General features: G+C 70.7%; 11 protein-coding genes and 1 pseudogene. 7 read left to right on the forward strand and 5 right to left on the reverse strand.

Annotation, left to right across the window (positions count from 1 at the left end; translation table 11 throughout):
* Nucleotides 1-845, forward strand: an 845-nt coding sequence (locus tag RWO82_RS13200) for a DUF6716 putative glycosyltransferase (RefSeq protein ID WP_314427857.1), incomplete at its 5' end; no start/stop codon positions are given.
* 4 nt (nucleotides 846-849) lie between these two features.
* On the opposite strand, the gene RWO82_RS13205 is transcribed toward RWO82_RS13200, so the two are convergent.
* Nucleotides 850-1,773, reverse strand: a complete 924-nt coding sequence (locus RWO82_RS13205; RefSeq protein WP_314427859.1) for a hypothetical protein — start codon at nucleotides 1,771-1,773, stop codon at nucleotides 850-852.
* A gap of 138 nt (nucleotides 1,774-1,911) precedes the next feature.
* On the opposite strand from RWO82_RS13205, the pseudogene RWO82_RS13210 reads away from it, so the two are divergent.
* Nucleotides 1,912-1,987 (forward strand): annotated as a pseudogene (locus RWO82_RS13210).
* 77 nt (nucleotides 1,988-2,064) lie between these two features.
* On the opposite strand, the gene RWO82_RS13215 reads toward RWO82_RS13210, so the two are convergent.
* Both RWO82_RS13215 and RWO82_RS13220 read right to left on the reverse strand, forming a co-directional pair.
* The gene (locus RWO82_RS13215) at nucleotides 2,065-3,258 is read right to left on the reverse strand and encodes a low temperature requirement protein A (RefSeq protein ID WP_314427861.1); all 1,194 of its coding nucleotides are present in this window, start codon (nucleotides 3,256-3,258) and stop codon (nucleotides 2,065-2,067) included.
* A gap of 62 nt (nucleotides 3,259-3,320) precedes the next feature.
* Nucleotides 3,321-4,127: an SDR family oxidoreductase gene (locus RWO82_RS13220; protein ID WP_314427882.1), complete on the reverse strand. Its 807-nt coding sequence runs from the start codon at nucleotides 4,125-4,127 to the stop codon at nucleotides 3,321-3,323.
* Between the two features lie 131 nt (nucleotides 4,128-4,258).
* Between RWO82_RS13220 and arfB the strand changes: the two genes are divergently transcribed.
* A complete protein-coding gene (gene arfB, locus RWO82_RS13225) occupies nucleotides 4,259-4,699 on the forward strand; it encodes an alternative ribosome rescue aminoacyl-tRNA hydrolase ArfB (protein ID WP_314427864.1) in 441 nt (146 codons plus the stop codon).
* Between the two features lie 6 nt (nucleotides 4,700-4,705).
* Here arfB and RWO82_RS13230 read toward each other — a convergent pair whose 3' ends face one another.
* The gene (locus tag RWO82_RS13230) at nucleotides 4,706-6,781 is read right to left on the reverse strand and encodes a DUF2156 domain-containing protein (RefSeq protein ID WP_314427867.1); all 2,076 of its coding nucleotides are present in this window, start codon (nucleotides 6,779-6,781) and stop codon (nucleotides 4,706-4,708) included.
* A gap of 4 nt (nucleotides 6,782-6,785) precedes the next feature.
* Complete coding sequence (locus tag RWO82_RS13235; RefSeq protein ID WP_314427869.1) at nucleotides 6,786-7,073, reverse strand: hypothetical protein; 288 nt, start codon at nucleotides 7,071-7,073, stop codon at nucleotides 6,786-6,788.
* On the opposite strand from RWO82_RS13235, the gene RWO82_RS13240 reads away from it, so the two are divergent.
* The 4 genes from RWO82_RS13240 (at nucleotide 7,072) to RWO82_RS13255 (ending at nucleotide 11,150) form a co-directional block, all read left to right on the forward strand.
* Entirely contained in the window at nucleotides 7,072-8,160 is a 1,089-nt protein-coding gene (locus tag RWO82_RS13240; protein ID WP_314427872.1) for a PQQ-dependent sugar dehydrogenase, read from the forward strand. The genes RWO82_RS13235 and RWO82_RS13240 overlap by 2 nt on opposite strands.
* 62 nt (nucleotides 8,161-8,222) lie before the next feature.
* Entirely contained in the window at nucleotides 8,223-8,591 is a 369-nt protein-coding gene (locus tag RWO82_RS13245) for a PLDc N-terminal domain-containing protein (RefSeq protein WP_314427874.1), read from the forward strand.
* A 14-nt stretch (nucleotides 8,592-8,605) separates the two neighbouring features.
* Nucleotides 8,606-10,252 carry a 2-succinyl-5-enolpyruvyl-6-hydroxy-3-cyclohexene-1-carboxylic-acid synthase gene (menD, locus tag RWO82_RS13250; RefSeq protein WP_399540850.1) on the forward strand — a complete coding sequence of 549 codons (1,647 nt, stop codon included), beginning with the start codon at nucleotides 8,606-8,608 and terminating at the stop codon, nucleotides 10,250-10,252.
* A gap of 55 nt (nucleotides 10,253-10,307) precedes the next feature.
* Nucleotides 10,308-11,150 carry a polyphosphate kinase 2 family protein gene (locus RWO82_RS13255; RefSeq protein ID WP_314427880.1) on the forward strand — a complete coding sequence of 281 codons (843 nt, stop codon included), beginning with the start codon at nucleotides 10,308-10,310 and terminating at the stop codon, nucleotides 11,148-11,150.
* The last annotated feature ends 149 nt before the right edge of the window (nucleotides 11,151-11,299 follow it).

Here is an 11,299-nt window from a genome sequence, read left to right on the forward strand (position 1 = left end):
CCGTCGACGCCGGCCGCCCCGCGGCGACGCTCGTCGCGGATCGGCCCGTCGCCCCGAGCCCGGTGCGGATGCCCGCGACCGACATCGTCTTCGCCGCACAGGCGCTCGTGCCCACCGCACGCGAGGATCGCGCCGAGATCGCGGCGATGCTCGTGCGCGCCGCTGAGGCCGATCCGGAACGCCGCGTCGTGATCAAGCTGCGCTCGCGGCCGGGGGAGTCCGAGACCCACCTCGAGCGCGATGCGTATCTCGACCTGCTGCCTGCGCGGCGGCCCGCAAATCTCGTCGTGTCCTACGGTTCGATGGCGTCGGCGCTGTCGACGGCGGCGGGTCTGGTCACCGTCAGCTCGACAGCCGCGGTCGAGGCCGTGGCTCTCGGCGTGCCGGTGATCGCGCTCGACTCCTTCGGGGTGAGCAAGAGTCTGCTCAACACCGTGTTCGTCGGCAGCGGTCTGCTGGGCGGACGCAGCGAGGTCGTGGCCGGGCGCTTCCGTCATCCGCACCCCGACTGGCTGCGCGACAACTATTTCCATCCCGCCGTCGAGTCGACGTGGTGGGAGCACGTCGAGCATCTCGTCGCACTCCGTCGAGCGGGCGCGCTGCCTGCGAGGAGGGTGCCCGCAGCCCGCGGGGGCGCGATGCACGAAGCCTGGCACCGGGCCAGCGTGCTCGGTGCGCACGACCGCTCGATCCGCGGAGCCGCGGCGCTCGCTCTCGGGGTGCCCGCGACCACTCTCGTCGGCGCGCTCCGGCGTCGCCGCTCCGCGGGCGGCGGCACCTGGGCGGATGCAGCCACCGACTTCACGCTCGAGCCGAATCCGTTCCACGACTCCATCCGGCGGTGACCACTCACCCGCGCGCGATGATCGACGGCGGGTTCGGATCGTCCCACCGCTGGAACGTCTGCACGCCCCAGAACGTCGCGAACAGGATCAGGGCCACGGTCTCGCCGATGAGCACGACCGGGGTCTCGCCGAACGTCTGACGGAAGAGCACCGCCGCGACGAGCAGCACCAGGTCGGCGATCAGCAGCCCCGAGATCCAGCGATAGATCGAGCGCTGTCGAGGCGTGGGCGCAGTCTCGTCGGGGTCGAGGGGGCCGCCCGCGTACAGGATCGGGACCGAGGCGAACACGGCGAAGAACAACAGGGTCACGGCGAAGTGGATGCTGGCGACGGGCCAGAGGTTGAACGGGAAGTCCTCGTCGAGGCCGGGCCAGAACGCGAGGGCGACGACGGCTGCCGCGGTGAGGAGGGCGATGATCGATACCAACCGGGCGGACCGATTCGGTGTGCCGGTGCGCCGCCGGATCACCGCCATCGTGACGACCGCGGCCACCACGACCACGGCGTACACCGCGATGCCGGCCTTGGCGCTGCCGATGTCCTCCGAGGGGATGCAGTCCACCATGACCGGGCACGTGAGGTGCCCGACCGCACGGCTGTCGGCGAGGCCCGTCGGCACGATCGCGATGAGGGGAGCGAGCACCGCGCACACGTCGAGCAAGGTCGTGGCACGGCTGCGTCCGGAGAGGGCGAGGAGAACGACGGATGCCGCGAGCAGCGCCCCCACGAAGACGTCGCGCCCCGGCGTGTAGAACGCGTGGCTGATCGAGGAGAGCGGGTGCCATCCGACGATCAGCGGCTCCCAGGTCACGACCACGCTCTGCAGCGCCACGCTGACGAGCAGCGTGAACACGATCAACACGAGCGACAGGCGCAGGTAGCGGTGGGTCTTCTGTCCGGTCGTCACGGCAGCGTCTCCGGGAGCCATGATCGAGACGGTACACCGCGCCGCGGGAGGAGCCCGGATGTCATCGTGAGACGTGTCGCAGACACGCGAGGACTCACTCTGTCAATCCCCGCAACGTTCCTGGCCTTCCCGGTCTCCGCCCGGTAACGTCATCCCCATCGCGGCGATCCGGGCGGTCCCGGGCCTCAGCTCATATCTGACGGCGTTGCGGGTTCGACTCCCGCCGTCGCGTCCACTCCGCGCAGGCGACTCCCGTCCTCGACGCCCTGCTCCACGAGCGGGCCGGGGATGCGGCGATCGAGGTGCGCGCGCTCAGCCCCCCGCACGGCGACCGCGACGCAGGCGCTCGACGGTCTCACCCGCTGCGACGCCGACGAGGACGACCGCGGCGGTGATCGACAGCGTGAGCGCGTCGAGGACGAAGCCGGCGAGTCCGACACCGGCGAGCAGCGCGAGCGCGGCCAGGCCGACGAGTTGCGATCGCGCCCAGCGCCGTTCGAGCACGCGGCGGAACAGCACGGTGCCTGTGAGGAAGAGGAAGGGGGCGCCCACCGCCACGAGCGTCGCAGCGAGGCTCCGCTGGTCGGGGAGAGCGAGCATCTCCTTGTCTCCCACGCTCATCAGCACGATGCCGGCGATGATCAGCAGATGCACCCAGGTGTAGACCGTGCGAGCGAGCCGGGCAGGCTCGTCCGAGCTCTCGATCGCCTCGGCGCCGATGCGCTCGCCGTGATCGAAGTAGATCCACCAGGTCGCGCCGGCGGCGACGAACGCCGTCACCAGGGCGACGATCGACGTCACGGACGATTCCTTGTCGACGAAGGCGAAGCCGGTGACCAGCAGGCCCTCGCCGAGCGCGATGAGCACGAAGAGGGACGTGCGTTCGGCGATGTGCGGACCCGAGAGGTCCCACGCCCTCAGCTGCACCCTCCCGCGTCCGGGCACCGCGAAGCCGAGCACCGTCCCCAGCAGTTCGAGCGCCAGCGCCGCGGCCCACAGCGGCAGCTGCCAGGCGAGGGGCAGCAGTGCGCCGACGACCCACAGCACGCCACCCGCCACCGTCCACCACAGGATGAGCGTGAAGTCGCGAGCCACCTGCCGGTCGTGGCGGGCCGTCGCCCACACGATGAAGACCGTGCGTCCGACCTGCAGCACGACGTAGGCGATCGCGAAGGCCCATGCGCGCTCGCCGAATGCCTCGGCGATCGAGACGCTCATCACGAGCGCCACGAACGCCAGCGCCATCACGGCCCCGCGTACGGGGAGCGTCACCGGATCGAGCCAGTTGGTCACCCACGTGGTCGACACCCACGCCCACCACAGGGCGCACACCATGATGACGCCCTCGAACGCGCCCAGAGGAGTCTGGTTGTCGTAGAGGTAGGCGGAGAGCTGGGTGAGCGCGAGGACGAACACCAGGTCGAAGAACAGCTCGATGTACGTCACGCGATCCGCGCGCGGAGAGTCCGTGGGGCGCAGCACGTCACGGACCATCCCGAATGCCATGCGACCATCCTGGCATCGGTCGTGGACGCGCAGCGACGTCCGTTCCGCGCTGGGGCCGCGGCCTAGAGCGACCGCCAGTCGTGCGCTGTGATCGCTGCGCCCGCCTGCGGTCCCATCTGCAGCATCCCGCCGTCGACCACGATCGATGCCCCGGTGATGTACCCGGCCTCGGGTGAGGCGAGGAAGGCGATCAGAGCCGCGACCTCGCGCGCATCGCCGGGCCGTCCGAGGGGGATGCCCGGCCGGTCCACCGTGTGCGGGTCGACGTCGTCGTTGCCCGTCATCTCGGTGGCGATCTCTCCGGGTGCCACGCTCACGGCGGTGATGCCGAGTGCGCCGAGTTCGAGCGCCAGGTTCTTCATCAGGCCGCCGAGACCGTGCTTGGCGGCGTCGTAGACGCTGGCGCCGACCATCGGCTGGTGTTCGTGCACGCTCGTGACGGCGATCAGTCGTCCACCCCTGCCCGCGGCCGCCATCGCGCGCGCCGCCCGCTGCAGGCACACGAACGCGCCGGTGAGATCGGTGTCCATGACACGGTTCCAGTCGTCGAGCGAGAGCTCGAGGAAGGGCTTCTGAGCCCCGGTGCCGGCATTGTTGACGAAGACGTCGACGCCGCCGAGCTCGTGGATCAGACCGTCCAGCACATCGCCGCAGCCGGGGATGTCCGAGACGTCGAGCTGCGTGACGACGGCACGCGCGCCGTGGGTGCGGACCTCGTCCGCCGTGCGCTCGGCGCCTTCGCGGTCGGAATGCCATGTGATGCCGACGTCCATCCCCGCCGCGGCCAGGGCGACGGCCGCCGCCCGCCCGATCCCCGAGTCCGCTCCCGTCACGATCGCGCGCCGCGCCTGAGTGCCGAATTCCGTCATGATCATCCGCTCCTCGTAGTGGTAGGTGCCCCGACCGTAGATCGCACCCGGGATGCGGGCGAACGGGTTGACCTTCACCGCGGGCAGCGCTACGGGTGCGGGCGTCCCGATCACGCGGGATGATGGATGCCATGGCCCCACCGCCCCGCCCGGGACTCCGGATCACCTCGGGACTCACGATCCCCGAGTCCGAGCTGTCCTGGCGCTTCTCGCGATCGTCGGGGCCGGGCGGGCAGGGCGTCAACACGGCGGACTCTCGTGTGGAGCTGCTGTGGGATGCGGCAGGGAGCGCCGCGCTCTCGCCGGTGCAGCGCGAACGCCTGCTCGAGCGACTGGCCGGGCGACTCGTGAACGGCGTCATCACGATCGCGGCGTCGGAGCACCGCGCGCAGCTGCGCAATCGGGAGGCGGCTCGCGAGCGCCTCGCGTCTCTCGTCGCCGACGGCATCCGACCGCCGGCTCCGTCACGACGCCCCACGAAGCCCAGTCGCGGCTCGAAGGAGCGCCGCCTGAAGGCGAAGAAGCAGCGCACCGACGTCAAGAGGATGCGCAGGCCCCCGCGCGACGGCTGACGTGGCTCAGTCGGCCCCGCCGCGCACGAGCTCGAGTCCCGCGCCGGCGAACTGCCGCAGGGTCGCATCCGGCAGGAAGGCGCGAGTGAGGGCCGTGCCGATCGCCGCGAGATCGCCCTCGTCCCGGAAGAGCAGGTACATGGTCTCGTAGCGCGGGTGGAACTTCTGCTTGAAGCGGTGCAGCGACCCGAACCCGTAGACGGGCTCGAGAGCCTCGGCGAGGCGGTCGCTCAGCGTGGCGATCATGCCGGCATCCGGCGGGTAGTCGTGCGCGAGCGGTGCACCCGACAGCGACACGATCTGCGCGCCCTCATCCGAGAACTGCTTCGCCGACGAGCCGATCAGGTATTCCATGACCGGCGCGAATCCGCCCTCGCGTCGTCTCATGAGGTCGAGGGTCCAGCCCCGCACGACGCCGCCCTCGCCGTAGACCGGCAGCCATGACAGGAATCCGTCGACATCGCCGTTCGGGGCGAGCGCCAGCGCGAGCCGCACCTCGGGGTCCTCCGCCTCGTCGAGTGTGCCGAGCGTGAACCGCATCTCGGGGAGGTCCTTGTCGCCGACCCAGGCCTCCGAGATCGCCCGCAGCTGCTGTCGCACGCCCCAGGATTCGTCAGCCAGTCGTGTCATCCGGAAGGTCATCTCCTCGCGACCCGCCCTGTTGAGCGAGCTGCGCACCGAGTTCCATCTCTTGCCCGTGAACTCCAGCCCCGGCAGGTCGACGATGGTGTCGTCGGCGACGACCAGGCTGCGCCATCCGGTGGGCACGGCGTCGCGGGTCGCACCGTCGGCGCTGAAGAAGCACGGCACGAGGCCCGCGTTCTCGGCGGAGCGGAGGAACTCCGTGACGGCCTGCGCACGAGACGCCGCCGGCCCGATCGGGTCGGCGAGGGCGAGGGCGACGCCGGCCCGCCGCTGGTACGCGACGATGCCCGCGTCGCTGCGTGCGTAGCTGTTGCCCTCCCAGGTCGTCATCCACGACAGGGTGCCGCCGCCGTGCGTGCGCAGCGCGGTCTTCACGTCGTCGACGGTCGGGGCGGGCTGGATGCCGAGGGGCGACCGCCTCCTGGCTCGGAACGCCCGACGCACGGCGACCAGGTAGACGAGCAGGATCAGCCAGAGGAACCCGTTGGCGAGCGCCAGCTCGGTCTCGCCGTCCCACCGGAGGTCGACCTGCGCTTGAGAGAACACCGTGATGAGGGTGAGGACGAGCGCCGCGATCAAGATGTTGAAGAGGCCGAGCAGCGTCACGAGCACCCACGCCCAGCGCCGGCCGCGCAGCAGGCCGTTGACCAGCACGACGATGACGACGACGTCGATCGCCAGGTCGATGAAACCGCCGGATGCCGGCTCGGTCGGACCGAAAGGCCCGTCCGTGGCGACGAACGTGGTGATGATCTCGACCGCGCCCAGCACGAGCAGGGCGATCACCGCGATGAGCCGCTGCTCGCGCACCGTCGTGCGCTGCACGCGCAGGCTCCGATCGACGACGAGGATCAGCAGCACGGCCAGCAGGTGCTCGAGATCGGCCACGGCGCCCCAGAAGAGCATCGCGATGAACACGAACGCGAGCAGCACGAGCCAGCCGCGCACGCGCCACGGGGGACGGAAGAGTCCGATCGCCGCGGCGATGCACGCCATGGTTCCGCCCGATGCTCCGACGTCGAGGGCCTGGGCCTGCTCCTGCGCCCACGCCCAGGGCAGCTGGGAGGCGAAGAAGAGCACGAGGGCGGTGGCGAGGATCGCGAAGAGCTGCCCCACCCAGTAATAGGCGAGCGCCACGCGGGAGCCGCGACGGTACTCGAGGTAGGCCATGCCCCAGAACCCGGAGATCGTGAAGAGATACACCCAGGGGGCGTTCACGAAGAAGGTGCCGGTGAGAGGCGTCCACCACTTGCCCTGAGCGAGATTGGGGAGCCCGTACGCGACCGTCTCGAACAGGGCGGTCTTCTCGAAGGGGCTCCACAGCCCCTGCCACACGACACCCACGACGAGGATCGCCGACACCATCGTGAGAGTCGCCGGCATCCGCCGCAGCACGGCGAGCACGGAGTGCGATGTGGGGGTTCGCGCCTCGGTCATGCGCTCAGCGTAGCGATCGGCGGCTGCCGCCCGGCGTGTGCCGGCGAGGTTCGTGCAGGCTCCACGCCCGTCGATAGCTGACGCCGCCGAATGTGACGAACCCCGCCGAGAGCAGCAGCCCGGCGACGACGCCGAGCGCGATCGCCCAGCCGAAGTCGCCTCCGCCCGCGATGATCGCCGAGCCGACCAGCAGCCCCACCACGCACGCGTTCACGACGATCAGCAGCATGACCGAGCTGCCCAGCAGGACGCTCGCACTGCGTGGCCTCAGGAACGAGTTGGATGGAGTCATGTCCGCACCTCCGATCCTCCGCACTCCGACCGGCCGCCACAGGCCCCGGCTTCGCGCCTCATCGGCACTGACGGCAGCCGCCGCGTCGATCGCGCTCCTGCTGGCGTCGTGCACGGCAGCTCCGGGTGTCGTGTCGGAGCCCGCGCCGGACACCGTCGTCGAGGATCTCGCCGCTCCGTGGTCGATCGCCTTCCACGACGGCGTCATGCTGGTGAGCGAGCGCGACAGCGCTCGGGTGCTCGAGATCTCCGACGACGGCGAGACGCGCGAGGTCGGAGTCATCGACGCCGTCACGCCCGGCGGCGAGGGCGGCCTGCTCGGACTCGCGGTGCACGCGGGCGAGCTGTACACGTACTTCACCGCCGACGAGGGGAACCGCATCGAGAGACGAGCGCTCCTCGGCGAGGCCGGAGGACTGACGCTCGGTCGGCCGACCGTCGTGCTCGACGGCATCCCCGCGGCCGGCACCCACAACGGCGGGCGCATCGCTGTCGGCCCCGACGGCATGCTCTACGTCACGACCGGAGACGCCGGCGACCGGAACAGTGCTCAGGATCTCGACGCGCTGTCGGGGAAGATCCTGCGGCTGACCCCCGACGGGGAGGTGCCCGCGGACAACCCCTTCGACGGCTCGCCCGTCTACAGCTACGGGCACCGCAATCCGCAGGGCATCGCGTGGGATGCCGGCGGGCAGCTGTATGCGAGCGAGTTCGGCCAGGACACCTGGGACGAGCTCAACGTGATCGAGGCGGGCGGCAACTACGGCTGGCCCGATGTCGAGGGCATCGCCGACGACGAGCGGTATGTCGACCCCGTGCAGCAGTGGCGTCCCGACGACGCGAGTCCGAGCGGGATCGCGATCACGGCATCCGAGATCCTCATCGCCAACCTGCGCGGCGAGCGTCTGCGCAGCGTGCCGCTCGACGACCTGACCTCCCACACCGAGCGGTTCGCGGGCGAACTCGGTCGCCTGCGCGACGTCGTCGTGGGTCCCGACGGCGCACCCCTGCTGCTCACCAACAACACGGACGGTCGCGGCAGCCCCGCACCCGGCGACGACCGCATCCTCCGCCTCCCCGACGACTGACCCCACCCGTCCCGCCCCGAGGCGGCCGAGCCGCCGTGCGCAGACCCGCCTACACTGGAAGGGTGGCGAGACTGTTGATCGTAGGCGGCTTCCTGGCAGCCATCTTCTGGGTGTACAGCATCGTCGACTGCGCCGTGCAGCCGTCGACGCGTCACCGCGGAGTGCGCAAGGCCGCCTGGGTCGCGATCGTCGTGCTCATCCCCGTCATCGGCGGAATCCTCTGGTTCGTCATCGGACGCCGCCGGGCCGGAGACAACGGCGGCGCGATCCGCATCGTCGGCCCCGACGACGATCCGCGGTTCCTGCGCACCATCAGCAAGAGCGAGCAGGATGCCCGCATCCGCCGTCTCGAAGAGGAACTCGCCCGCCTCGAGGACGAGACCGACGAGGGCACCGCCTCGGACGGCACGGCGCCGGACCCGCGTCCGTGACGTCGTCTCCCGCGATGGATGCCGCGGCATCCCTGATCGCAGACCTGATCGGCCACGGCGTGCGCGATCTGGTGCTCTCGCCCGGATCCCGTTCTCAAGCCCTCGCGCTCGCCGCCGTGCGCGCCGCCGGCCGGGGGCACCTGCGCGTGCATGTGCGCATCGACGAGCGCGTCGCGGGGTTCACCGCGCTCGGGCTCTCTCGTGAGACAGGCGTTCCCGCAGCCGTGCTCTGCACCTCGGGGACCGCGGCCGCCAACCTGCTGCCGGCCGCCATGGAGGCCTTCCACTCGGGCGTCCCGCTGCTGCTGCTCACGGCTGACCGCCCACCCGAACTCCGCGGGATCGGGGCGAATCAGGCGACCACACAGCCCGGGATGTTCGCTCCGTGGGCGCGCGAGCAGATCGACGCCCCCGTGCCCGGCGACGGCGACTGGTCGGGCCTCGCCGCCCGTGGCGTCGCGATCGCCATGGGGGCGGATGCGCAGCACGGCCTCCCCGGCGTCGCAGGCCCCGTGCACCTGAACCTGCCGTCTCGCGAGCCGCTCTCCGGCGACGTCCCCGAGCTCGAGATCACACCCGGCGATGCGGCGCCCCCGGCCGTGGCCGAGCCGTTCATGCTCGATCGCGCGCGTCGTACGGTCGTGATCGCGGGAGCCGACGCCGGGGCCGATGCCGAAGAGATCGCTCATGCGGGCTCATGGCCGCTGATCGCCGAGATCGTCAGCGGATCGCGGTTCGGGCGCCAGCTCGTGCACGGCTACCGCGCCCTCCTCGACGACCCCGATCTCGGCGGACGCATCGAGCGCGCCGTGGTGCTCGGCCACCCGACCCTCAGCCGTGAGGTCGCTCGTCTGCTGTCCCGCGCCGATGTCGACGTGATCGCCGTCCGCCGCGGAGGGGAGGCCCTGAACCTCAACGGACGCACCATGTCTGCGGCATCCGTCTCCGTTGCCCCGGGCGCCGCCGATCGAGAGTGGCTCGGTGCATGGCTCACGGCATCCGCGGCGCACGTCGTCGATCTCAGCGAGCAGGCTCCGGATCCGGACGAACTCTCCTCGACCGACTTCACCGCGCGTCGCGATGCCGTGAAGGCCGAGCTCGAGGCCGTGCGGCGACCGCTCGACCGGGAGCTGCTGGTCGATGCCGTCTGGCGTGCGACCTGGCCCCACGACCGCCTCGTGTTCGGCTCGTCGCGCCTCGTGCGGGTCGCGGATGCCGTGCTCGGCGGCAAGAAGGTGCCGGTGCATGCCAACCGGGGTCTCGCCGGTATCGACGGCACGATCGCCACCGCCACGGGCATCGCGCTGGCGAGTCAGGCCGGGGGAGCGCCCGGAGTGACACGGGTGCTGCTGGGCGACCTCGCCTTCCTGCACGACGTGGGAGCACTGCTGCTGCCGCCCGACGAGCATGAGCCGCGCATCCAGGTGATCGTCGGCAACGACGGCGGCGGCACGATCTTCGACGGACTCGAAGTGGGTGCCACGGCCGACCGCGCCGACCTCGATCGCGCCTTCTACACTCCGCACAGTGTGCGCCTCGAACAGCTCGCCCTCGCGTACGGGTGGGAGTTCCAGCGGATCACGACCCGCACCGCCCTCGACCAGGCGCTCACCACCCCGGCGGGCGGACGTCAGCTGATCGAGGTTCCGCTCCTCCGCTGACCTCCGATCTGCGGAGGGCGTTGTGGTACCTCGCGCGCACCGGCAGGATGAACGGATGAACGCGCACGCGTGGGCCGAGGTCCTGCAGATCGACGACGGATTCCGGCTCGACGACGTCGACCCCGACAGCACTCCGGGGTACCGCGGCCGAAAAGCCGACGGCGTGCACGATCTGAAGAAGGGCATCGAGGAGCTCAGCGTGCTGCAGGAGCGACTGTTCGCCGAGAGCCGGGTGGGCGTCGCGAAGGACGCCGTGCTGCTCGTGCTGCAGGCCATGGACTCGGCAGGCAAGGGCGGCATCGTGCGCCACGTCGTCGGTGGCGTCGATCCTCAGGGGGTCGCCCTCACGGCGTTCAAGGCACCCACGCAGGAGGAGCTCGAGCATGATTTCCTCTGGCGGGTCGCGAAGCGGCTGCCCGAACCCGGCTTCATCGGCGTCTTCGATCGATCGCACTACGAGGACGTCCTGATCGGTCGGGTGCGCGAACTCGCGCCCGCAGCCGAGATCGAGCGTCGGTACGGCGCGATCAACGACTTCGAGGCGGATGCCGCGGCATCAGGCATCCGCATCCTCAAGGTCATGCTGCACATCTCGCCCGAGGAGCAGAAGTCGCGACTGATGGAACGCCTGGAGCGACCGGACAAGCACTGGAAGTACAACCCCGGCGACGTCGACGAGCGCCTGCTCTGGGACGACTACATGGCGGCGTATCAGACGGTGTTCGACCGCACCTCCACGCCCGCGGCGCCGTGGCACGTCGTCCCCGCGAATCACAAGTGGTACGCGCGCCTCGCCGTGCAGGAGCTTCTGCTCGCAGCGCTGCAGGGGATCGATCCGCAGTGGCCGACCGCCGACTTCGACGTCGACGCCGAGAAGAAGCGCCTCGCCGCGAGCTGAGTGCCCGGCCCGCGGGGCCCGGGCGTCTCGCGGCCCCCATGACCCTGCGGTCCTGCGTGTCTGCGTCGTCTGCGTGTCTGCGTGTCTGCATGTCTGCGTGTCTGCGTCGAGTTGGCGCCTGGTGTCGCTGTTCACTCTTGATTCCGGCG

Origin of the sequence: uncultured Microbacterium sp. (assembly GCF_963521645.1) — a bacterium.
GTDB lineage: Bacteria > Actinomycetota > Actinomycetes > Actinomycetales > Microbacteriaceae > Microbacterium.

Bases quoted from the DNA above. Each gene is read 5' to 3' on its own strand.
- RWO82_RS13235 (WP_314427869.1), bottom strand. From the start codon at position 7,073: ATGACTCCATCCAACTCGTTCCTGAGGCCACGCAGTGCGAGCGTCCTG.
- RWO82_RS13230 (WP_314427867.1), bottom strand. From the start codon at position 6,781: ATGACCGAGGCGCGAACCCCCACATCGCACTCCGTGCTCGCCGTGCTG.
- RWO82_RS13220 (WP_314427882.1), bottom strand. From the start codon at position 4,127: ATGACGGAATTCGGCACTCAGGCGCGGCGCGCGATCGTGACGGGAGCG.
- menD (WP_399540850.1), top strand. From the start codon at position 8,606: ATGGATGCCGCGGCATCCCTGATCGCAGACCTGATCGGCCACGGCGTG.
- RWO82_RS13255 (WP_314427880.1), top strand. From the start codon at position 10,308: ATGAACGCGCACGCGTGGGCCGAGGTCCTGCAGATCGACGACGGATTC.
- RWO82_RS13240 (WP_314427872.1), top strand. From the start codon at position 7,072: ATGTCCGCACCTCCGATCCTCCGCACTCCGACCGGCCGCCACAGGCCC.
- RWO82_RS13205 (WP_314427859.1), bottom strand. From the start codon at position 1,773: ATGGCTCCCGGAGACGCTGCCGTGACGACCGGACAGAAGACCCACCGC.
- arfB (WP_314427864.1), top strand. From the start codon at position 4,259: ATGGCCCCACCGCCCCGCCCGGGACTCCGGATCACCTCGGGACTCACG.
- RWO82_RS13215 (WP_314427861.1), bottom strand. From the start codon at position 3,258: ATGGCATTCGGGATGGTCCGTGACGTGCTGCGCCCCACGGACTCTCCG.